We start from the raw sequence: 22797 nt of genomic DNA, 5'->3' as shown, positions 1-22797 counted from the left end.
ACCCATGCGTGAGATTGGTCATTTCATTGGCGGCAAGAAGGTTGCCGGCACAAGCGGCCGCACCAGCGACGTCTTCAACCCCGCGACCGGCGAAGTGCAGGCAAAGGTCGCGCTCGCGAGTGTCGAAGAACTCCGCGCTGCTGTGGCAAACGCAAAGGCAGCGCAACCGAAATGGGCTGCGACCAATCCGCAGCGCCGCGCCCGTGTTTTCTTCAAGTTCGTCGATCTCCTGAACCAGCACATGGACGAGCTCGCCACGCTGCTCTCCAGCGAGCATGGCAAGACAGTGGAGGACTCCAAGGGCGATGTTATCCGCGGCCTGGAAGTCTGCGAATTCGTCTGCGGCATTCCGCATCTCGCCAAGGGTGAATTCACCGAAGGTGCCGGTCCGGCAATCGACATGTATTCGCTGCGTCAGCCGGTCGGCATCGGCGCCGGCATTACGCCCTTCAACTTCCCCGGCATGATCCCGATGTGGATGTTCGCCCCGGCAATCGCCTGCGGCAACGCCTTCATCTTGAAGCCTTCCGAGCGCGATCCGTCCTTGCCGATCCGCCTTGCCGAACTGATGATCGAAGCCGGACTGCCGGCCGGCATCCTGAACGTTGTCAACGGTGATAAGACCGCTGTCGATGCGATCCTCACCGATCCCGACATTGGCGCCGTCTCGTTCGTCGGCTCTACGCCGATTGCCCGTTACGTCTACGGAACGGCTGCGATGAACGGAAAGCGCGCCCAGTGCTTCGGCGGCGCCAAGAACCATATGATCATCATGCCGGACGCCGATATGGACCAGGCCGTCAACGCCCTGATGGGCGCCGGCTACGGTTCGGCCGGTGAGCGCTGCATGGCTGTCTCCGTTGCCGTGCCGGTTGGCGAGGAAACGGCAAACCGCCTCGTCGAAAAGCTGGTGCCGAAGATCGAGTCCCTGCGCATCGGTCCCTACACGGACGACAAGGCCGATATGGGCCCGGTCGTCACCAAGGATGCCTATAACCGCATCCAGGGCCTGATCAACAAGGGGATCGAAGAGGGCGCCAAGCTCGTCGTCGACGGCCGCGATTTCAAGCTTCAGGGTTATGAGAACGGCTATTTTGTCGGCGGCTGCCTGTTCGACAATGTCACGCCGGAGATGGAAATCTACAAGACCGAGATCTTCGGACCGGTTCTCTCGGTCGTCCGCGCTCATAATTATGAGGAAGCGCTGTCTCTGCCGATGAAGCACGAATACGGCAACGGCGTCGCGATTTTCACCCGCGACGGGGACGCCGCCCGCGACTTCGCCTCCCGCGTCAATATCGGCATGATCGGCATCAACGTTCCGATTCCGGTGCCGCTCGCCTACCACTCCTTCGGCGGCTGGAAGGCTTCGAGCTTCGGCGACCTCAACCAGCACGGCACGGATTCCATCAAATTCTGGACCCGAACCAAGACCATCACCGCGCGCTGGCCTTCGGGCATCAAGGGCGATGCCGAATTCGTCATGCCGACGATGAAGTAATCCGAATAATCTTTCGTCATTTTGGAGGCGGGCCCGAGAAGGGCCCGTTTTCATTTGAAATCCTGCGGCGAGCAGTCGCGGGAAACGTGAATGTAAATTTCATATTTTGGAATTGTTCAAAACTGCGAAAGCCATTATATACCCTTCGTAAAGACGATTCAGGAGATCGGCATGCGGTTGACGAAGCAGACCAACTATGCGGTTCGCATGTTGATGTATTGTGCTGCCAATGAAGGACAGCTGAGCCGGATCCCGGAGATTGCCAGGGCATACGGTGTTTCCGAGCTTTTCCTTTTCAAGATTCTGCAGCCGCTCAACAAGGCGGGGCTGGTCGAGACCGTGCGCGGCCGCAACGGTGGCGTGCGTCTTGGCAAGCCGGCGACCGATATCAGCCTGTTCGACGTGGTACGGGTCACCGAAGACAGTTTTGCCATGGCAGAATGCTTTGAAGATGGCGCGATCGAGTGCCCGCTGGTTGATAGCTGCGGGCTGAACTCGGCACTGCGCAAGGCGCTGAACGCTTTCTTCGATGTGCTGACCGAATATTCGATCGACGATCTGGTCAAGGCGCGGCCGCAGATCAATTTCCTGCTCGGCCTGACAGGAGAGCATGATTATCGCAAGTCCGCAGTCCCGGCGCCGGCAGCCTGACATCGCAATACTTTAATAGCATCGTGAACCACGGCCATTTTTCGATGGTCGTGGTTTTTCGCTGATGGCTCACGGACAGTTGATATATCACAGTGCCTTGAAACCGGTTTCAAACCCGTTTCGCGACGCGAAATTATACCAAAAGCGACGAGAATCGGATTAAATGTGCCTCAATCTTGCAAAATTTGGCCTATTTTTGACCGAAAATTTCTAAAATCACTTTTCTGGAAAAATTTTCTGCGGATGCCGTTGCGTTCAGCAAATAAATATCGTTCCATCGGCCCGCTGATCGGGATATTGAGCGCCCGATCTAAAGATCAAAAAAGAACAAACCTGGGAAACGACATCATGAAAAAGTTCTCTGTCCTGCTCGCAGCGACAGCCCTGGCTTCGGTCATGGCCACCGCCGCGTATTCCAAGACGCTTGTCTATTGCTCTGAAGGATCGCCGGAAGGCTTCGATCCGAGCCTCTACACGGCGGGCACGACCTTCGACGCGTCTTCGCGTACGGTTTACAGCCGCCTCGTCGAATTCAAGCACGGCGGTACCGAGATCGAGCCGGGCGTCGCCGACAGCTGGACGGTTTCTCCCGATGGCACGGAATATACGTTCAAGCTGCATCCCGGCGTAAAGTTCCAGACGACCGATTTCTTCACCCCGTCGCGTGACCTCACCGCTGACGACGTCGTCTTCTCTTTCGAGCGCCAGATCAAGTCCGACAACCCGTGGAACAAGTATGTCGAGGGCGGTTCCTACGAATACGCCGCTGGCATGGGCTTCCCTGATCTCATCAAGTCGGTCGAGAAGGTCGACGACCTGACGGTCAAGTTCACGCTCAACCATCCGGAAGCACCGTTCCTGGCCGACCTCGCCATGGACTTCGCATCCATCGTTTCCAAGGAATATGCTGACAAGCTCGCTGCTGACGGCAAGATGGCCCAGCTCAACCAGCAGCCGGTCGGCACGGGCGCCTTTACTTTCGTTGCCTATCAGCCGGATGCCGTTATCCGCTACAAGGCCAATGAATCCTACTTCAAGGGCAAGGAAAAGATCGACGATCTCGTTTTCGCGATCACCCCTGATGCCGCTGTCCGCGCCCAGAAGCTCAAGGCTGGCGAATGCCACCTGATCCCGTATCCGAACGCTGCCGACGTTGCCGACCTCAAGAAGGACGCCAACCTCACGGTCATGGAACAGCCGGGCCTGAACGTCGGCTTCCTCGCCTACAACACCCAGCAGGCTCCGTTCGACAAGCCGGAAGTCCGCCGTGCGCTGAACATGGCGATCAACAAGCAGGCGATCATCGACGCCGTCTTCCAGGGCGCTGCCCAGGTTGCCAAGAACCCGATCCCCCCGACCATGTGGTCGTATAACGATAAGGTCGAAGACGACAAGTACGATCCGGAAGGCGCCAAGAAGGCTCTCGAAGCTGCTGGCGTGAAGGGCCTTTCCATGAAGGTCTGGGCAATGCCGGTTTCGCGCCCGTACATGCTGAACGCGCGTCGCGCCGCCGAACTCATCCAGGCAGACTTTGCCAAGATTGGCGTCAACGTAGAGATCGTTACCCATGAATGGGCCGAATACCTGAAGCTCTCCTCCGACACGAAGCGTGACGGCGCCGTCATCCTCGGCTGGACCGGCGACAACGGCGACCCGGACAACTTCATGGATACGCTGCTCGGCTGCGATGCCGTCGGCGGCAACAACCGCGCTCAGTGGTGCAATAAGGACTACGACGCTCTGATGACGAAGGCCAAGGAAACGGCTGACGTTGCTGAGCGCACCAAGTACTACGAAGAAGCACAGGTGATCTTCAAGAAGGAAGCTCCCTGGGCAGCACTCGACCACTCGCTGGTTTTCGTACCGGTCAGCAAGAAAGTGTCGGGCTTCCATATGGACCCGCTCGGCATTCACCGCTTCGACGGCGTTGATATCGCCGAATAAGAAAAATGATAAACTGCCCGGCTGAAACCGGGCTCGACCGGCGGTCAGGTCTCCACCTGACCGCCGGAAACTATTGGACAACCTGCTATGTTGCGATTTCTCATCGGGCGCCTCGCAGTCCTGATACCGACCTTCCTCGGCGTTTCGCTCATCGCCTTCTCGTTCATCCGCCTGCTCCCTGGCGACCCCGTCATGCTATTGTCGGGCGAACGAACCATGGCGCCCGAACGTCACGCCCAGATCATGCACGATCTCGGTTTCGATCGGCCCATGTATGTGCAGTATTTCGATTATCTCGGAAAAGTGCTGCATGGTGATCTCGGCACCTCGATCGTCACCAAGCGCCCGGTTCTTGGCGAGTTCTTCACGCTCTTCCCGGCAACACTCGAGCTTTCGCTCTGCGCCATCCTCGTGGCTATCTTTCTGGGTGTACCTGCCGGCGTCTTCGCCGCGGTCAAGCGCGGGACCTGGTTCGATCAGAGCGTGATGGGTGTCGCCCTCATCGGCTATTCGATGCCGATCTTCTGGTGGGGCCTGCTGCTCATCATTTTCTTCTCCGGCTATCTCGGCTGGACACCGGTCTCCGGTCGCATCTCGCTTATGTATTTCTTCAAGCCCGTCACCGGCTTCATGCTGATCGACAGTCTGCTCTCCGGCCAGAAGGGCGCCTTTGCCTCGGCAGTCAGCTATCTCATTTTGCCGACGGTAGTGCTTGCCACCATCCCGCTCGCCGTTATCGCCCGCCAGACGCGTTCGGCCATGCTTGAAGTGCTGGGCGAAGATTATGTGCGCACAGCCCGCTCCAAGGGTCTGGCCCCGCTGCGTGTCGTCGGCATTCATGCGCTGAGAAACGCCATGATCCCGGTCATCACCACGATCGGCCTGCAGGTCGGCGTGCTGCTCGCAGGCGCCATCCTGACCGAAACGATCTTCTCCTGGCCGGGCATCGGCAAGTGGATGGTCGATGCTGTCTTCAAGCGCGACTATGCAGTCGTCCAGGGCGGTCTTCTTCTGATCGCCGGCATCATCATGCTGGTGAACCTGATCGTCGACCTTGCTTACGGCTTCATCAACCCGCGTATCAGACACTAGGAGCGGTTCATGAGCACGGTAACTGCAAAATCCGACCAGCCCTCCGCCCTTACGGAATTCTGGTACTACTTCTCCCGAAACAAGGGCGCCGTCATCGGCCTCTTCGTTTTCCTCATCATCCTCATCATGGCGGTTTTCGCACCGCTCGTCTCGCCGCATGCGCCGAACGAGCAGAATCGCCAGCTTCTGCTCTCCGTTCCTTTCTGGATGGATGGCGGCAGCTTCTCCTATCCGCTTGGAACGGACGCTGTCGGCCGCGATATCCTTTCACGCCTGATCTTCGGCGCACGTTTCTCGCTGTTCATCGGTGTCGTGGTCGTCACATTGTCGGTGGTCGCGGGCGTGCTGATCGGCCTCGTTGCCGGTTATTTCCGCGGCCGCGTCGATATCGTCATCATGCGCCTCATGGATATCATCCTGGCCTTCCCATCGCTGCTTCTGGCCCTCGTGCTCGTTGCGGTCCTTGGTCCCGGCCTCCTCAACGCCATGATCGCGATCTCGATCGTCAACCAGCCGCATTTCGTGCGCCTGACACGCGCCGCCGTCATGAGCGAGCGTGAAAAGGAATATGTGGTGGCCTCCCGGGTGGCCGGCGCCGGCACCTTCCGCCTGATGTTCAAGACGATCCTGCCGAACTGCCTTGGCCCGCTGATCGTCCAGGCAACGCTTGCCTTCTCCGCCGCGATCCTCGATGCAGCCGCCCTCGGCTTCCTCGGCATGGGCGCTCAGCCGCCGACACCTGAATGGGGCACGATGCTTGCCGAATCCCGCGAGTTCATCCAGCGCGCCTGGTGGGTCGTAACATTTCCGGGTCTTGCGATCCTCATCACCGTTCTCGCTATCAATCTGATGGGCGATGGCTTGCGTGATGCGCTCGACCCCAAGATGAAGAGGTCCTGAGATGGCGCTTCTCGAAATTGAAAATCTCGTTGTCGAATTCCAGACGTCGACCGGACCCTTCCGCGCCGTCGACGGCGTCTCGCTGAAGGTCGATGCCGGCGAGGTTCTGGCGATCGTCGGCGAATCCGGTTCCGGCAAATCGGTCTCAATGCTGGCCGCCATGGGTCTTCTGCCCTGGACGGCGAAGGTGACGGCGGACAAGATGGTCTTTGACGGCCAGAACCTGCTTGGCATGTCCGCAGCCAAGCGGCGCGAAATCATCGGCAAGGATATGTCGATGATCTTTCAGGAGCCGATTGCCAGCCTCAACCCCTGCTTCACCGTGGGCTTCCAGATCGAGGAAGTGCTGAGAATTCACCTCGGTCTCGATAAGGCTGCCCGTCGCAAGCGCGCGATCGAGCTTTTCCAGGCGGTCGGCATTCCCGATCCTGCCGAGCGGCTCAACCACTTCCCGCATCAGATGTCGGGCGGCCAGTGCCAGCGCGTCATGATCGCCATCGCCATCGCCTGCAATCCGAAGCTCCTGATCGCCGACGAGCCAACCACCGCACTCGACGTCACCATTCAGAAGCAGATCCTCGATCTCCTGATGCGCCTGCAGACGGAGCATCGCATGGGCCTGATCATGATCACGCACAATATGGGCGTGGTCGCGGAAACGGCCGACCGGGTGATCGTCCAGTACAAGGGCCGCAAGATGGAAGAGGCCGACGTGCTTTCGCTCTTCGAATCTCCGAAGAGCGATTACACGCGGGCACTGCTCGCCGCCCTTCCGGAAAATGCGACGGGCGACCGGCTGCCGACCATCGGCGAACTTTTCAATCCAAACAAGACTGTGGAGGGAGCGGCCTGATGACGCCAGTTCTCGAAGGAAAAAACATCGTCCGCGACTATTACCTGCCGGGCGGTATGTTCAAGAAGGCGAGAACGGTCCATGCCGTCAAGGGCGTAAGCTTCAGCGTGGAAGAGGGCAAGACGCTGGCGATCGTTGGCGAAAGCGGCTGCGGCAAGTCCACTCTTGCCCGTATCATAACGATGATCGACCCGGCCACGGCAGGTGAGCTCTTCATCGACGGCAAGAAGGTCGATATCTTCCAGGGCGACCTGACGCCGGAGATCCGCCGTAAAGTGCAGATCGTTTTCCAGAACCCCTATGGATCTCTGAACCCGCGCAAGAAGATTGGCGACATCCTGATGGAGCCGCTGATCATCAACACCAATACGCCGGACGCCGAACGGCGCGACCTGGCAATGGCGATGCTGCGCAAGGTCGGCCTACAGGACGTTCACTTCAACCGCTACCCGCATATGTTCTCCGGCGGTCAGCGCCAGCGCATTGCCATTGCCCGGGCGCTGATGCTGAGGCCTCGGCTTTTGGTTCTTGACGAACCGGTTTCCGCACTCGACCTGTCTGTGCAGGCACAGGTGCTGAACCTTCTGGCAGACCTGCAGGACGAACTGAACCTGACCTATGTCTTCATCAGCCACGACCTTTCGGTCGTCCGCTACATGGCAGACGAGGTGATGGTGATGTATTTCGGTGAGGCAGTCGAATACGGTACGCGGGATCAGGTTTTCAGCGATCCGCAGCACAACTATACAAAGACCCTGTTTGCAGCGACGCCGCGGGCGGATGTCGATACCATCAAGGCGCGTCTTGCACGCAAGAATGCTGCCCTGTCTGCGGTCTCTTGAGGCCGCAGATTTCCGGCGCCGGAACGATGAGCGAGATGAGCAATGACAGAGCATAACGGAACTCTCCATGCGATCATCGTCATGGGCGTTAGCGGTTCCGGTAAATCCTCGATCGGCGAAGAAATAGCTATGGGTCTCCACCTTCGATTTGTCGAAGGCGATGCCCTTCATCCCGCTTCCAACGTCGAGAAAATGTCGAAGGGCATTCCGCTGACCGACGAGGACCGGATGCCTTGGCTCGATCGCATCGGTGAAACGATGAAGGCGTCGCTTGCAAAGGGCGAAGGCATCATCGTTTCGTGCTCGGCGCTGAAGCGCATTTACCGCAAAAGACTGCGAGCGGCTGTCGGCGGCAACCTCTATTTCGTCTATCTCGAAGGCTCGAAGGAACTCCTGACGGAACGCATGGGCCACCGCAAAGGCCACTTCATGCCGGTCTCGCTGCTGGAGAGCCAGCTGCAGACACTGGAAGTGCCGACAGGGGAAAAGGGTGTCGTGACGGTCGACATCGACGACACGATTGAAAATATTGCGGCGGAAGCCCTGAAGGCTCTCGCCGAGCTTGGCGTTAGAGCCTTTCCTGGCTAGCTTGCAGCATTCTGCCGGAGCAGGTTTTCGTCAGGGCAAAGGCGATTGGCGAAGGGCATACCCCAAGGTACGTCCGAGCCGATCGCCTTTGATCCTGGCGGAAAGATGCCCGGCCCTAGCTGGTTTGCAAGCAAACCACCGGGGTTGGCTGAAACGGGCCGCCTGATCGACCGGCCGGTTTGGCCGTAGATCTGGCTAAGACGCGCGCCAGCCGGTCGACCATCCGACTCCGTTTGAGCCAACAGAATGCTGCAATCTAGCCAGGAAAGACTCTAAGGGTTGAATCTGCCGGGAGAATAAGCCGAGATATTGATGAACGGTGTCTCGCCGGTCATCAATTCGGCCAGTACACGACCCGTTACCGGTCCGAGCGTCAGCCCGTGGTGGGCATGGCCGAAGGCGAACCACAGACCCTGATGGCGCGGCGCTTTGCCAATGATCGGCATCATGTCGGGCGTGCAGGGGCGGGCGCCCATCCACGGTTCCGGATCCAGCCGCTCTCCCAACGGAAATATGGTCCGTGCCACGGCTTCGGCCCGGTCGAGCTGCACCGGCGTCTTAGGTGCGTCGAGCGCTGCGAATTCCGCGCCCGTTGTCAGGCGTACCCCCTGGTTCATCGGCGCCAGGAAATAGCCGCGCTCGGAATCCAGCGTCCAGTTGTTGAGCACCGCATTGCCCTTGATACCATAATGCATGTGGTAGCCGCGCTTGACGCCGAGCGGGAAGGAATAGCCGAGGCGGCGTGTCGCAACCGCGGCCCAGGGGCCGAGCGCCAGCACGACATCATCGGCCTCCAGCGAACCTTCCGACGTCATGATCTTCCAGCCGGATCCGACCGGTCCAAGCGATGCCGCATCACCGATTACGAAACGGCCGCCGAGGCTTTCGAAATAGCTGCGATAGGCGCGCGTCAACGCATGCGGGTCTAGAACCGACCACGGGTCGATCCAGCGTAGGCCGCCGACGAAATCACCCGTGATGTTCGGCTCCAGACGGGCAATATCAGATGAGGTCAGGCTCTCGTAGCCGACGCCGAACTGGTTCTTCCAGACAGCGGCTTCCGCAAAGGCTTCGTCGCGCTTGGCCTCGGTACGGAAGATCTTCATCCAGCCATCCTTGCGGATCAGCGCTTCAGCGTGCGATGCCTCGATAAGGTCCTTGTGCTCAGTGATCGAATTCTCGATCAGCGGCGCATAGGCCCTGGTGATCATCTCGTGCCGCTTCGGATTGGAATTCCACCAATAGCGGGCGAGGAAGGCGAGCTGGCTCGGCAGCGCTTTCAGGTGATAATGCGCATCGATACGGTTGTTCAGCGCGTAGCGCAGCAGCAGGCCGAGCTGCTGTGGGAAGCCGTAGGGCATGACGCCTTCGCGCTGGATCAGACCGGCATTGCCGAAGGAGGTTTCGTTGCCCGGCTCCTTGCGATCGATGAGGGTTACTTGCCGACCGCGACGTTGAAGATGGATGGCCGTCGAAACCCCGACGATGCCAGCGCCGAGCACAATTGCGTTTTTCGTCATTTCCCCTGCATTCCGCTGTATTATCGGGCCTAAAATGCCCATCTCAATGCTGCGGCGCAAACGAAAAATTACATTTCATTTCAAAATCATTGCGCTTTTCAGTGCGGCATTTTCAGCCCTGATGCGGATGGTCAGGATGACGGCATTGAGAAGCGAAAAGACGAGCGCATAAAACGGCATGCCGAAGGCGAGCGGCAGGGTGGCGATCTCGCCTGTCACGATCATGTAGTTGGGATGTTTGAACAAGCGGTAGGGGCCGCTTTCGACGAGCGGCGCGCCGGGCAGGATGATGATACGCGTCGTCCATCGCTCCCCGAGCGTTACCAATACCCATAGCCTCAGCACCTGCAGCAGCATGAAGAGGCCGAACCAGAAGAGCTGGATCGGCTGACCCGTTGCCAGCACCCAGAGCCCGACGAGCCAGCTCGTATGGAGCGCCACGATGTAGGGATAATGTTCGGGCGCGATTTCGCGCGCGCCTTTTGCAAAGAGCGCCATCGTGTTGCGGCGCGCGATGACCAACTCGGAGAGCCGCTGCACAGTCACGAAAGTCAGCAAAGCGATCGATGGCCACATCATGGGATCCTCCGCAATGTGACGCAGCTTGCCGTAAAACCCGGTCCCATGGCGATCATAGCCGCCCGATCGGGCAATCCTCGGCGGATCGCGCGCTCCAGAACGAAAAGCACTGTCGGCGAGGACATGTTGCCGTATTCGGCAAGTACCGACCGCTCGATGTCGAGAGTATCAGGCGCCATGGAAAGCGCACTCTCCATAGCCGTCACCACTTTGGTGCCGCCGGGATGGCAGATGAAACGGTTGATATCGCCGCGCTTGAGGCCGGCACGCGCCAGAATGCTGTCGATTGCCGGACCGAGTTCCTTTTCCGCGAAGGGCGGCAGCGATTGCGCCAGCAGGATCCCGAAGCCGGTATCATCGATCTTCCAGCCCATGATATCGAGCGTATCCGGAAAGAGATGATCACCCGCCGATTCCACCTCCGCAATACCGCCGTCGCCGGAGCGCAGCACGCAGGCTGCAGCCCCGTCACCAAAGAGGGCGGTGGCGATGATGTTCGGCTTGGTCAATTCATCTAGCCGGAACGCCAGTGTGCAAAGTTCGATGGCGACGAAGAGTACCACGGCGGTCGGTCGGCTGCGCGCCAGCCGTGAGGCGATACCAAAGCCGGAAACGCCGGCAGCGCAGCCAAGTCCGAAGACGGGCACGCGCTCGATATCCGCGCGAAACCCGAGCCGGCCCGCGAGCCGCGCATCGAAGCTCGGCGTGGTGATGCCCGTCGAGGAAACCGTTACCACGCAATCGACCGCATTGGCCGTCAGCCCGGCCTGATCAAGTGCGCGCGTTGCCGCCTCGACGAACAGCGAACCCGCGACCTCCTCATAAGCCTCCATCCTGTCCCGCCAGCCATGCATCTCTTCAAACCACGCGAGGGGACGGGCGGCATGACGTTTCTCGATGCCGGCATTCTCGAATACGGGCGCGAGGTGGCGGAATTCCTTGAAACGATCGGCAAACAGGCGAGCGGAGGTCTCGGCGGCCTGGCGCTGAGGAATGACATGTTCAGGCACGGCGGTGACGAGACTTAACAGTCTGACGGATTGAGCCACAATATTCTCCTTGTCGTTCCCGGCGGAACAAGCGGAAAACACGCTGGCTGGAGAGTTTATTCGAAGCATCGCGTTTCACGAAGCCGTGATCGGAAAAATGCTGGAGCGTACCGAATAAAGCTTGATGCAGCGGTGTTCACTCCTCGCAACGTCATTTTTCGAGGAGTTATCCAATGACGATCAAGACTGTCCGCATCGCTTCCCTCGTGCTCGGCAGCTGCATTGCCGCCGCTGCCTTCTCCGGTCCTGTCTTCGCAATCGGCAACGACAGCAGCACCACGCCGGTCTGCAAGAAGGGCGAAATATACGACCAGAAGACCAAGAAATGCGTCAAGCAACAGAGCTCCAACGTGACGGATGAGAACCGTACCGATTACGCCTACTCGCTTGCCAAGGCCGGTCGCTATGATGAAGCGCTCGCCATGCTCGACACCGTCAAGGATCAGAACAACGCCGAATGGCTGAACTACCGCGGTTACGTCACCCGCAAACTCGGCCGCACGGATGAAGGCATTTCCTACTATCTGCAATCGGTAAAGCTTGATCCGCAATACGCCAAGGTTCGCGAATATCTCGGCGAAGCCTACGTCATCAAGGGTCAGCTCGACCTCGCCAAGGAGCAACTGACCACCATCAAGGCGATCTGCGGCACGGGCTGCGAAGAATATCAGGACCTCAACGCCGCAATCCTCGATCCGTCGAAGATCTGAGCTCTGGCCGCGGCAGGAGAGAGGCAAGGTTGATTGAAGGGTATTTCCGGATGTCGGTCGCATACACCACATTTCCTGCCTATAGTCACGGCAGAACGGAATCGCCGGCAGGACCGGCGGTTCCGAAACAGCCAATAAGCGCGGAGGCAGCCATCGCGAGCGAAGCGGATATCAGGAGCGGCCTGACGGAGCACCTCGCGCGTCTGTGGCGCTATGGCCTCGTCCTTTCGCATCAGCGTGATGTCGCAGATGATCTCGTCCAGGCGACATGTGTTCGCGCGCTGGAACGGGTCGATCAGTTCGTCGCCGGCACGCGGCTCGATCGCTGGCTGTTTTCGATCCTGCATTCCATCTGGCTGAACGAGATTCGCGCCCGCCGCGTCCGCCAGGGACAGGGCTTCGTCGATGCTGACGAGACACTCACCGTCGATGGCGCTCGCGATACCGAAACGCATGTCATGGCAAACCAGGTTTTGAAACAGGTGAACGCGCTGCCGGAGGCGCAGCGATCGGCGGTGTTCCTCGCCTATGTGGAAGGGCTTTCCTATCGCGAGGTCGCCTCCGTCATGGATGTTCCGATCGGCACCGTGATGAGCCGGCTGGCAGCCGCCCGCGCGAAGCTATCCGAGACCGTGTCGGCAGGGGGATTTGAATGAGCACGAAGCACGTAATGCCCTCCGACGAGGAACTGACCGCCTTCATCGATGGTGAAGTGAGCGCTGAAGAGGCTGCCCGCATCGAAGCGCTTGTTGAGGCCGACGAGGCTGTCGCCGACCGACTTGAATTTCTGGCTCGCGCAAGCCTGCATTATAAGGAAGCATTCGCGCCGCTGCTCGATGCCGCCCCGCAGGCAAAGCTCGAAGCCATGCTCTCAGCTATTCCCGCCGCACAGCCTGCAAGCGCGAGTGCCTTCGTGACCCGTCGCGGCTTTCTCGGCGCGCTTGCCGCTTCGGTTGTTGCTGGTATCGCTGTCGACCGCACCGTGATCGGCCTTAGTGCAAGGTTCTCGGGCAAGGATGAAAACAGCGAATGGCGCGCCGTCGTCGCCGAATATATCTCGCTTTATACGCCGGAGACGCTCGCCGGTCCCGTTCCGCCGGCAGATGTGCAGGCAGCGCAGCTTGCCCGTCTGGACGGAAGCCTCGGCCTGCAGCTTTCGCCTGAGCAGATCGCCGTGCAGGATATCGACTTCAAACGCGCCCAAATCCTGCAATATGACGGCAAGCCACTCGCCCAGATCGCTTATCTGGACCCGAAGACCGGGCCCATGGCACTCTGCATCGTCGCCTCCGATGTCGGCCCCAAGGCACCTGACATCGAAGGTCGCAAGGGCATGAATGTCGTCTACTGGTCAAGCGCCACACACGCCTTCATGCTCATTGGCCATGCTTCGGTCGACCGCATGACCGAGATCGCCGATGCGGTTCGGAGCAAGATTTCGGTCTAGAGCACGACGGCTGCCGTCCGTCTACCTCAACACATCAATTCACTGCGCTCGCAAGCCGCAGACCTGCCTGTGGCGCACCACCATCTCTGATGGGTGGCTCTGCGTTCACTTCGATGATCCCAGAGGCTTTCGGCTTGAAGGCTGGCCGAGGCGTCTTCGTCGGAACCGGTATGCTTGCCGCCTTGCCCGGCGCGCAATTGCCCGATGTACTGCTCTCCACATGCGGCTTGCCGTCGCTGGTGCTGAAATAACGGACGCTTCGGGTGCAGATGCCGTTGCCGGACATGGTCGAGACCATCGAATAGCCCTGCGTGCCGGCAGGCAATTCACCCAGCCCGGCTGTCGCCATATCGCCCGGCGATGCCTGCATCATGCTGTCGGCCTGCTGCATGATCGCCGCAGCCTCGCGGTCCATCGCCAAGGATATGCGGTCTAGATCGGCAAAGGGCGACGAAGGCCAGAAGGGATCGAAGAGGTTAGGCGCCGGATCGGGCTCGCCGTCGATGCGGACCTGCGGCGGCTGATTACCCGCATAGCGGATGCGCTCGAGCGAGCCATCCGGCAGGCGCACGATGAGCACATGGGTATCCTTGGATTTATGGGCGATAGTCTGAGCCTGCGCCAAGCTGGCAAGGCCTGGGGCAGCAATCACCGCGGCGCTCATGAGGAATGCGATACCAAGTTTTTGCACAATGACCTCCTGAAACGGGAAGAACACCATCCAACTGCCCGCATGCATACCGGCGGGCGAGAAGGATGATCATTGTGGCGCGGGCCGAATTTGTGGCGCGATGCTGCGGCGTGGCGACGCAGATGCGCGGTTCGAAAGCAGGTCGCGCAAAAGTGTCCAACGGTCTTGTGGCAACTACTGCGTCAACAAAGACTGCCAGCGTGGAAACCCGATCTGAAGATCGTAATCTGCTTCAGAACGGCTGCGTCTTGTCGGAAACCGGGCTGACCTGATTGGCAGGGACGAGCCGGTTCAGGCAGTTGACGTAGGTCGTGTACATCTGCTGGACTCGCGACAGCGGCACCACCCATTTTCCTTCGTCGCCGGAAAAATCCAGTTCCATATCCGGCGTGCCGACAAACGAATTCTTCAGGATCGTCTTAATCTGCGCCACACCCGTCTTCCCGTCGGCGGGCACGATGCGAAGCGTCTTGCTGTCGAAGCCCTTGGCCGCAACAGCCTTGGTGCCGGAATAGCCGACAAGCGTGACCTGGGTCGTCGTGCCCTTGGGGATATCCCAGCCATCCTTCGAGACGAGCCACATTACGCTGTCGAGGCTCTGGCGGAATTCGACCGTCTTGCCGAGTTCGTTGTTCCAGACCAGCCGGCAATAGGAGGGCTTCTCATCGACGAACCCGACCGACCACTGCCGCGCTTCGCCCATCCATTCCGTCTCGCCCGACGCCGTCTCGCTCCGGGCTGTCGCCGGAATGAGAAATGCTGTCAGCAAAAGGGCAGAAAAGGTCTTCATGGCTCGAACCGTCTCCAGGGAATGGGAGCGATTCTACCGGCGGAAGGTTGAGGTTTTGCTACTACGCTGTGTTGCGAATGCAGGCTGGTGGTAACTGAAGATCTGAACAGGAGGCTTTGGGCGAAACGGCGGATGATAAAGTGACTATGCCTGATGAGGGCAGGAACGAGTCTTCCAGAACGTGCGCGCGCTGTCGCGGAGGCGCTGGCCTTCCAATGGTTCTTCCTTACGGGCCGACCTGCAGGTTGCTTACGGCGCTTACGATTTTACATATCATTTTGTAAGAAAATTCGAATAATGATTTCAGTTGCTTAGCTGTCTGATTACAAACTTACCGAAATTATGGCAAAACACAGGAGAGACGGGGCGTGGGAGACTGCGGGTTATTCCTATGAGAGTTGGAAATGTGCCGTAACTTCGTAATTTCGTAAGCACACCAATTAAGGTGATGATCTCGTTTTGAAAACTTGCTTACAAACTTTGTAGGAAAAGTGCAGCGCTTACAATGTTCGGGCATCGCGCCGATCACGACCACCAGTTCCCGGGTGATGTCGACGCCGATATTCGGACGATTTTCATCAAAAGTCCTCCCATCCATCCTGCTTGACGGCGGCATTGCCGACGAAGGCGCTGGCGATCTTGCGGCCTAGCGCCTTCGTCGGCAATGCCGCAGGCCTTTCCGAGCTGCTTGCCGCGCGCACCGTAGCCGATGCCTGACGCGCTTTGCCCGACAGCTTGAACATGGTCAGAAGCTCGTTGAGCGAAGACACTTCCCCGGACAGGCTGTGTGTGGCAGCGGTGGTCTCTCCTACCATTGCTGCATTCTTCTGGGTGTCCTGATCCATCTGGTTCACGGTGGTGTTGATCTGCTGCAAACCGGAGGACTGCTCCTGCGCCGCTTCCACGATGGCGGCGACGTGGCGGTTGATCTCCTGCACTTCGGCAACGATGGTTTCCAGAGCGCGGCCGGTATCGCCGACAAGCTGTACACCCTCGCGAACCTGTTTGCTCGAAGTGCCGATGAGTGTCTTGATCTCCTTGGCGGCGTTGGCGGAACGCTGTGCCAGTTCGCGCACTTCCTGAGCGACGACCGCAAAGCCCTTTCCGGCCTCTCCGGCTCGCGCGGCTTCAACACCTGCATTGAGCGCCAGCAGATTTGTCTGGAAAGCGATCTCGTCGATCACGCCGATGATATTGTTGATCTCGCCGGACGATTTCTCAATGGCTTCCATTGCGGAGACAGCACGGCGGACGACCTCGCCAGATTGTTCTGCACCTGTCTTTGCACGGCTGACAAGCTGGCCCGCTTCCTGCGCGCGGCTGGTCGAGTTCTTCACTGTCGCGGTGATCTCTTCCAGTGCGGCTGCGGTTTCCTCAATGGCTGCGGTCTGCTGTTCGGTACGCTTGGCAAGGACGTCGGCTGCGGAACGAATTTCGTTCGAACCTGCCTCAATACCACGAGTATTCTGGGCTACCTGCATCAGGGCCGTTTCCAGTTTCTCGATGGAAATGTTGAAGTCGCAACGCAGGGCTTCGAATTCTGCGGAGAGGGGTGTATCGAGCCGGGTGCAGAGATCGCCGTTTGCCAACCGCCGAAGGCCGCCTGCAAGGGCTGCTGTCGCCTGTTCCAGCCGGATTTGCGCCGCCTCTTCGGCTTCTGCCGCCAACCGCTCGCGTTCGGCGGCCATCTGTAGATCGGCCCTCTTCGCCTGCTCGGCCATTTCGTCGGCCCTGATCTTGGCAGCATATGCTTCGTTGGTCGCGTTCTCGGCCGAACGCATCGCTGAAATAAGTGTCCGGGACAGGAAGAACAGGACGCCCGCTTCTAGAAGCAGAACGACCGCGTGGAGCGCGACGCGCGTCAGGTCCGAACTGCCCGGGAACACGGCCCAGGGCAGGAGAACATAGAGAAGCAGGTGATGCACGGCGACGAAGGCCGTGTAAGCAGCCACGGCACGCCAGTCTAACCATGCCGCGCAGATCGCCAGATTGGCGAAAAAATACATGTGCATGTCGATTTGGAGCGGCGATCCGGCGAAGGCATAGACGAGGGCGGCGACGGTCATCGCATGGGCGATCGAGGTTAGAAACCGCGTCATGGAGCCATATCGGGATTTCAGCCAGCACGCGGTCGCGGCCAGCACGACCACCAGCGGGGCAAAGGCTGCGGTCCAGTCGAATCCGCTTCCGGCAATCGCCAGCCTGCTGAGAATGAGCAGGTAATTGAGCCAGAGGAGGGAAATGATGATGATTGAAATGCGCTGGCGGATACGAGCGATGGCAGTCATTTCACTGCTTCCTGAAGGCAAGTTGCTGAAAAGGGATTGCTGAGTGCGAACAGGGCGCCTGCACGGACAAGCCGTGAGGCGAAACCGGGTTCCGATGAATAGGCGATGGAAAGCCACGGCACGCGGCCGTTGCCGACGAAGGAGCCGCCAGCCTCACCGATGATCGACAATGCCCTGCCGGGCGGATCGAAAGGATTGCTTACAACTAAAACTGAATCATTTCGAGGACTGGCAGACCAAAGGGTGATTAAGGCAAGCAAGGCCCCCAGAAAGGTGGCGGCCACAGGCAGCGGGTGGAGTGATTCCTGATCGACGGAATGGGCCTGTTTAGTAACGGCCAGCGTCAAATCTTCTTGCGATCGCGAACATAGTCCAGTTAACATGCCGACGGCCGTGGTGTCTGAAACAGATCATCTGTCTGGACAACTAAATTCTTGCGCCGATCTTCATGGTGCGGCCAAATATTGATAATCTAAAGAGTAAACGCTTAATATTAAATGTACGGCGTATTTGCGCCGGTCCTTCTCTGCCCGCACCTTTGAGAATGGAAATAACAAAGGAGGGTGGGGAATGTCGGCAGTTAACGAATATATTGAACGCGTCTATCGGAGCAGGCGACGTCGTGGCTGACCGCCTTAAGGAGTTTGCCCTCGCCTGCCAGTTGTGCCGTCGCCGCGCTTAACTGGCGTGGGGCTACAGTTCTAGGCATCAGGTCGCCAATGATGCCAAAACGGGATCCGGCACGACTGGAAAATCAAGGAATGAAGGGAATTTAGCGAGAATTGGCTGGGGAACCTGGATTCGAACCAAGATCGACGGAGTCAGAGTCCGCTGTTCTACCATTGAACTATTCCCCAGCAGCTGCGAACCGCGTCGGTTCGGCTGGTGTGCGGCGCTTATAAACAAAAGCTGGCGGATTGCAAATACCCGTTTTGAAAAATTTCGGCCCTTCCAACGCGGGTGAAAATTTCAGGTCTAAAATCCGGAATCAAAAAGAATTTGGTGATTTTGCCGGTCGCTGATATTCTCGCGCCAACGCAAAAATCGAATGAGCGCCTGCTGCATACCTTCCGGACTTGCGCGGCGCGATGGAAAACGAACGTGGAAGACCCCGAAGGCGGCGCAAGGCCGCAATTTGACGGGGCGTCGGCGGCAGGGCGCAAGGATGGCAAGAAGTCCAGGCGCCGCAAGGGCAAGCGAGGCGGGCAATCCCGCAGCGCCGCTCATCCCGCTTCGCATGATCTTGCCGGCCATGCCGGCGAGGCAGCGCGCCCGAAGGAAGACGCCGAAAGTCCGGCCCGCAAGCGGAAACGCAGGCGCCGTGGTGGACGGGGTACATCCCAGCCTGATATTGCTGCTCAGCCTCAGACCGCGGTCCAGATCGCCGCGCATGCAAATGGAGCACGGCCGGACGGCGATTCGCCCTCCAGCCGCCGCAACCGTCGCAAGCATCGCAGCAAAAGGGGCCTGCAGGGCAGGCCGCTGGCTCCCGCGCATGCGCCGCCCTCCGCACGCGCCGAGCATCGCGCTGATGCGCCTTCGCGCGTTCAGCCGCGCGAGGTGCATGACGCCGAAGCGGCAAATCGTCGGAGCCGGCAGCCGGGGCCCGAAGAGGAGCGGGCAGGTGGCGAACATCCTTGGCCTGACGAACTCTATGCAGCGCTCGATCTCGGCACCAACAATTGCCGCCTGCTGATCGCCCAGCCGACGCGCCCCGGCCAGTTCCGCGTCGTCGATGCCTTTTCCCGTATCGTGCGTCTCGGCGAAGGACTAGCCGCCAGCGGCAGGCTCTCCGATGAGGCGATGGAGCGGGCTGTCGATGCGCTCAGGATCTGCGCCGCCAAGCTCCGGAACCGCGAGATCCGCCGCATGCGGCTGATTGCGACAGAGGCCTGCCGCCAAGCGGCCAATGGCGAGGAATTCCTGCAGCGGGTGATCGTCGAGACCGGGCTCGAGCTCGAAATCATCGATCGTGAAACCGAGGCGCGGCTTGCCGTGTCCGGCTGCTCGTCGCTGGTCGGTCGTGAGGCGCGTTCTGTCGTGCTCTTCGATATCGGCGGCGGCTCCTCCGAAATTGCCGTTATCCGCATCGGCGACAACCGCTTCGCCCGTCTTGCCAATCACATCACCCATTGGACCTCGCTGCCCGTCGGCGTCGTTACCCTCTCCGAACGCCACGGCGGCCGCGACGTGACACCAGAGGTTTTCGAGGGCATGGTCAGCGAAGTCGCCGGCATGCTGTCGAATTTCGATTGCCCGGAGATCGAGATTGCCGAGGACGGCGATTTCCATCTGATCGGCACATCGGGCACGGTCACGACGCTTGCCGGCGTGCATCTGGACCTGCCGCGTTACGATCGCCGCAAGGTCGATGGCATATGGTTGTCGGACGGCGAAGTTTCCGCCATGCAGGCGAAGCTTCTCTCCTGGAATTTCGAAAGCCGCGCTGCCAATCCCTGCATCGGGCCGGATCGTGCCGATCTGGTGCTCGCCGGCTGCGCCATTTTGGAAGCGATCCGCCGCCGCTGGCCAAGCCCGCGCATGCGTGTTGCCGATCGTGGCTTGAGGGAAGGCCTGCTGACCGACATGATGGCCGATGACGGCGTCTGGCGTCGGAATCGCAACCGCCGCGGCCAACGGGGTAATAAGGGATAGGCATGACCAAGGCACCGATCGGCCGCAAGCTTGGCCAGCGCGTCAAGAAAAAGAAACTGAAGGCTTCCTCCCGCCAGTGGCTGCAGCGCCATATCAACGATCCCTATGTGCAGCGCGCCCAGCTCGAAGGCTATCGCGCCCGTGCAGCTTTCAAGCTGCTGGAGATCGATGAGAAGTACCACATCCTGAAGGGCGCAAAGCGCATCATCGATCTCGGCGCCGCCCCGGGCAGCTGGTCGCAGATCGCTGCGAAGGTGACGGGATCGACCGACGAGGATGTTCGCGTTGCCGCGATCGACTTCCTGGAAATGGCTCAGCTTCCTGGCGTCAAGATTCTCCAGCTCGACTTCCTCGATCCATCGGCTCCGGAAAAGCTGATGGAGGCCGTCGGCGGCACGCCGGATCTGGTGATTTCGGATATGGCGGCACCGACAACTGGTCATCACCGCACCGACCATCTGCGCACCATGCATCTCTGCGAAGTCGCCGCGCATTTCGCCATCGAAGTGCTTGGCGAGGGCGGGCATTTTCTGGCCAAGACCTTTCAGGGCGGCACCGAGCGCGATCTGCTCGCCATGCTGAAACAGCATTTCCGCCAGGTCGTGCACGTCAAGCCCGCTTCCTCGCGTGCGGAATCGGTCGAGATGTTCCTGCTGGCAAAGGGTTTCAAAGGCCGCAAGGCAGAGGTCGAGCCCGAGGACGCTTGATCTTTATGTCAGTCCTGTGAATGATTAGACGCCCAGGACTGGATATCCGCCGATCCCATGCTTCTTTATGTTACATTCGGCACCAACGATCTCTATCGCGCGCGGCATTTCTATGATGCCGTTCTGCCGGTGCTCGGCTACCGGTGCCAGCGCTATTCGGAAGAGGAGATCGGCTATGCCGCCGATGGCGACACGCGCTGCCGCTTCTGGGTGGTAACTCCCTTCAACCGGCGCCGCGACGAACGGCAACGGCTCCATGGTGGCTTTCGAGGCGGAGACGCGGTCGGCGGTGGATGCTTTCCATGCGGCAGCAATTGCGGCCGGTGCTATCGATGAAGGCAAGCCGGGGCTGCGCTCCTATCACGCGCATTTCTACGCAGCCTATGTCCGCGATCTCGACGGCAACAAGCTGTGCGCCGTCTGTGAGAAAGCCGAAGAACCACTCTTTATTTGACAGCCTGTTGCGCGTTGATCGTTGGCGGCACGCGCTTGGCGCGGTGCCCTGATACGGAGGCGCCGGCGTCCTTGGCCATGCGGGCAAAGGGGATGGTTGCGATGACGGTCAGGCCAGCGATGACGAAGAAGGCGATGTGGAAATCGATGATCTGCAGTTCGGCGCCGCGGAAATAGATCGAAGTTTCCAGGATCGAGGCGGCGAGGGCAACGCCGAGCGCCAGGCTGATCTGCTGCATCACCGAGGCCATCGATGTTGCCTGGCTCGCCTGTGCATCGTCGATATCGGCAAAGGCTAGCGCATTGACGCCAGTGAACATGAAGGAGCGGGAGAAGCCGCCGAGCAGCAGCACGCCGATGATGACGAGATGCGGCGTATCCGGTGTGAAGAGGCCGGTGACGGCTGTCACGACCGTCGTCACCGCACCGGCGCAAAGAAGCGTCGTGCGGAAGCCGATCGCCTTGTAGACGCGGCGTGCGATGAACTTCGTGGTGATGGCACCGATCGCGCCAGCAAATGTGATAAGGCCGGATTGAAAGGGTGTTAGGCCAAATCCGAGCTGCAGCATCAGTGGGGTCAGGAAGGGCATGGCGCCGACGCAGATGCGAAACAGTGTGCCCCCAGTCGTCGAGGCACGGAAGGTCGAGTTCTTGAACAGGTTGAGGTCGAGGATCGGCGTTGGATAGCGCCGGGCATGGCGCACATAGAGCACGCCGCAGATGATGCCGATTGCCGTGGCCGAGATGCCGATGATCGGCGGCAGGGCCGGAAGGCTGACGACCGACAGGCCGAAGACGACACCGGCCGCCGCAAGGCTGGTCAGGACGAAGCCGTTGAAGTCGAGCTTCGGCGGCGCCGTTGCCTCTATTTCCGGCAGGTAGATCGTCGCCAGCCACACGCCGATGACGCCGACCGGCACGTTGATCAGGAAGATCCAGTGCCAGCTGAAATAGGTGGTGATGAAGCCGCCGAGCGGCGGGCCGGCAAGCGGGCCGACGAGCGCCGGAATCGTCAGCAGCGCCATGGCCGAGACCAGTTCGCTCTTCTGCGTGGTGCGCACCAGCACCAGGCGCCCGACAGGCGTCATCATCGCGCCGCCCATGCCCTGCAGAAAGCGCGCAAAGACGAATTCGACAAGGCTGGAGGAGAAGGCGCAGAAAATGGAGCCGACGACGAAAACGCAGATTGCAAGCCGGAAGATCTTCTTGGCGCCGAAGCGATCTGCCATCCAGCCGCTGATCGGAATGAACACCGCAAGCGCCACCATATAGGAGGTGAGCGCGAGTTTCAGGGTGATCGGCCCGACATGCAGATCGGCCGCAATCGCCGGCAGAGCCGTCGAGATCACGGTGGAGTCCATCTGTTCCATGAAGAGGGCAACAGCGAGGATCAGCGGGACAATGCGGTTCATAGGCGAATGCCTTGATGGATGCGGATGAGGCTTGGGAGGCCCGTGCTGTGTAGTCTCAGTTGTGGGCTCTGCCAATCCCCCAATCGGTAGCATTTACCCGTTTGGATCACGACTGCGTGAGACGC

At 59.7% G+C, this 22797-nt stretch carries 20 protein-coding genes, 1 tRNA gene and 2 pseudogenes; 14 read left to right on the top strand and 9 right to left on the bottom strand.

All coding sequences use genetic code 11. The features are described 5' to 3' along the window. Window positions 1-4: 4 nt before the first annotated feature. From EV281_RS08120 to EV281_RS08085, 8 genes are all read left to right on the top strand, one after another. Complete coding sequence (locus EV281_RS08120) at window positions 5-1501, top strand: CoA-acylating methylmalonate-semialdehyde dehydrogenase (protein ID WP_132652586.1); 1497 nt, start codon at window positions 5-7, stop codon at window positions 1499-1501. A gap of 171 nt (window positions 1502-1672) precedes the next feature. Further along, window positions 1673-2152: an iron-responsive transcriptional regulator RirA gene (gene rirA, locus EV281_RS08115; protein WP_132652585.1), complete on the top strand. Its 480-nt coding sequence runs from the start codon at window positions 1673-1675 to the stop codon at window positions 2150-2152. Window positions 2153-2500: 348 nt separating this feature from the next. Then, a complete protein-coding gene (locus EV281_RS08110) occupies window positions 2501-4096 on the top strand; it encodes an ABC transporter substrate-binding protein (RefSeq protein ID WP_132652584.1) in 1596 nt (531 codons plus the stop codon). Window positions 4097-4183: 87 nt separating this feature from the next. Beyond that, entirely contained in the window at window positions 4184-5188 is a 1005-nt protein-coding gene (locus tag EV281_RS08105) for an ABC transporter permease subunit (RefSeq protein WP_132652583.1), read from the top strand. Window positions 5189-5197: 9 nt separating this feature from the next. Then, on the top strand, window positions 5198-6088 hold the full coding sequence (locus EV281_RS08100; RefSeq protein WP_132652582.1) for an ABC transporter permease subunit: 891 nt from the start codon (window positions 5198-5200) through the stop codon (window positions 6086-6088). Between the two features lies 1 nt (window position 6089). Further along, window positions 6090-6941, top strand: coding sequence for an ABC transporter ATP-binding protein (locus EV281_RS08095; protein WP_132652581.1), 852 nt, complete (start codon window positions 6090-6092; stop codon window positions 6939-6941). Continuing rightward, window positions 6941-7783, top strand: a complete 843-nt coding sequence (locus tag EV281_RS08090) for a dipeptide ABC transporter ATP-binding protein (protein ID WP_132652580.1) — start codon at window positions 6941-6943, stop codon at window positions 7781-7783. The genes EV281_RS08095 and EV281_RS08090 overlap by 1 nt, the downstream gene beginning before the upstream one ends. 42 nt (window positions 7784-7825) lie before the next feature. Then, complete coding sequence (locus EV281_RS08085; protein ID WP_132652579.1) at window positions 7826-8371, top strand: gluconokinase; 546 nt, start codon at window positions 7826-7828, stop codon at window positions 8369-8371. A 272-nt stretch (window positions 8372-8643) separates the two neighbouring features. Here EV281_RS08085 and EV281_RS08075 read toward each other — a convergent pair whose 3' ends face one another. From EV281_RS08075 to EV281_RS08065, 3 genes are all read right to left on the bottom strand, one after another. Then, complete coding sequence (locus EV281_RS08075; RefSeq protein ID WP_132652578.1) at window positions 8644-9891, bottom strand: FAD-binding oxidoreductase; 1248 nt, start codon at window positions 9889-9891, stop codon at window positions 8644-8646. 75 nt (window positions 9892-9966) lie between these two features. Then, complete coding sequence (locus EV281_RS08070; protein WP_132652577.1) at window positions 9967-10470, bottom strand: isoprenylcysteine carboxylmethyltransferase family protein; 504 nt, start codon at window positions 10468-10470, stop codon at window positions 9967-9969. Then, on the bottom strand, window positions 10467-11519 hold the full coding sequence (locus EV281_RS08065; protein WP_132652576.1) for a type III polyketide synthase: 1053 nt from the start codon (window positions 11517-11519) through the stop codon (window positions 10467-10469). The genes EV281_RS08070 and EV281_RS08065 overlap by 4 nt, the downstream gene beginning before the upstream one ends. A gap of 173 nt (window positions 11520-11692) precedes the next feature. Between EV281_RS08065 and EV281_RS08060 the strand changes: the two genes are divergently transcribed. From EV281_RS08060 to EV281_RS08050, 3 genes are read left to right on the top strand one after another with little or no spacing between them, the layout of a single operon-like run. After that, a complete protein-coding gene (locus tag EV281_RS08060) occupies window positions 11693-12229 on the top strand; it encodes a tetratricopeptide repeat protein (protein ID WP_132652575.1) in 537 nt (178 codons plus the stop codon). 50 nt (window positions 12230-12279) lie between these two features. Then, window positions 12280-12885 (top strand): RNA polymerase sigma factor, encoded by a 606-nt coding sequence (locus tag EV281_RS08055; protein ID WP_132652574.1) that lies wholly within the window; start codon window positions 12280-12282, stop codon window positions 12883-12885. Further along, complete coding sequence (locus tag EV281_RS08050; protein ID WP_132652573.1) at window positions 12882-13676, top strand: anti-sigma factor; 795 nt, start codon at window positions 12882-12884, stop codon at window positions 13674-13676. The genes EV281_RS08055 and EV281_RS08050 overlap by 4 nt, the downstream gene beginning before the upstream one ends. 34 nt (window positions 13677-13710) lie before the next feature. On the opposite strand, the gene EV281_RS08045 is transcribed toward EV281_RS08050, so the two are convergent. From EV281_RS08045 to EV281_RS08025, 5 genes and pseudogenes are all read right to left on the bottom strand, one after another. Then, window positions 13711-14367, bottom strand: coding sequence for a hypothetical protein (locus tag EV281_RS08045; protein ID WP_132652572.1), 657 nt, complete (start codon window positions 14365-14367; stop codon window positions 13711-13713). 232 nt (window positions 14368-14599) lie between these two features. Next, on the bottom strand, window positions 14600-15157 hold the full coding sequence (locus EV281_RS08040; RefSeq protein ID WP_132652571.1) for a hypothetical protein: 558 nt from the start codon (window positions 15155-15157) through the stop codon (window positions 14600-14602). Window positions 15158-15735: 578 nt separating this feature from the next. Further along, window positions 15736-16848, bottom strand: a pseudogene (locus EV281_RS31570) (methyl-accepting chemotaxis protein); the annotation flags it as partial. 593 nt (window positions 16849-17441) lie between these two features. Next, window positions 17442-17792, bottom strand: a complete 351-nt coding sequence (locus EV281_RS08030) for a hypothetical protein (protein WP_132652569.1) — start codon at window positions 17790-17792, stop codon at window positions 17442-17444. A 436-nt stretch (window positions 17793-18228) separates the two neighbouring features. Beyond that, window positions 18229-18302 (bottom strand) — tRNA-Gln (locus EV281_RS08025). Window positions 18303-18546: 244 nt separating this feature from the next. Here EV281_RS08025 and EV281_RS08020 point away from each other — a divergent pair. The 3 genes and pseudogenes from EV281_RS08020 (at window position 18547) to EV281_RS08010 (ending at window position 21261) form a co-directional block, all read left to right on the top strand. Then, window positions 18547-20100: a Ppx/GppA phosphatase family protein gene (locus EV281_RS08020; RefSeq protein WP_132652568.1), complete on the top strand. Its 1554-nt coding sequence runs from the start codon at window positions 18547-18549 to the stop codon at window positions 20098-20100. A 2-nt stretch (window positions 20101-20102) separates the two neighbouring features. Then, a complete protein-coding gene (locus EV281_RS08015; protein ID WP_132652567.1) occupies window positions 20103-20807 on the top strand; it encodes an RlmE family RNA methyltransferase in 705 nt (234 codons plus the stop codon). A gap of 57 nt (window positions 20808-20864) precedes the next feature. Then, window positions 20865-21261 (top strand): annotated as a pseudogene (locus EV281_RS08010) (VOC family protein). On the opposite strand, the gene EV281_RS08005 reads toward EV281_RS08010, so the two are convergent. Continuing rightward, window positions 21254-22672: a DHA2 family efflux MFS transporter permease subunit gene (locus tag EV281_RS08005; RefSeq protein ID WP_132652566.1), complete on the bottom strand. Its 1419-nt coding sequence runs from the start codon at window positions 22670-22672 to the stop codon at window positions 21254-21256. The pseudogene EV281_RS08010 and the gene EV281_RS08005 overlap by 8 nt on opposite strands. Window positions 22673-22797: the final 125 nt, after the last annotated feature.

Source organism: Rhizobium sp. BK418, assembly GCF_004341105.1.
GTDB lineage: Bacteria > Pseudomonadota > Alphaproteobacteria > Rhizobiales > Rhizobiaceae > Rhizobium.
The sequence above is the reverse complement of the archived record's forward strand: the minus strand, read 5'-3'. Positions and strand labels throughout refer to the sequence as shown.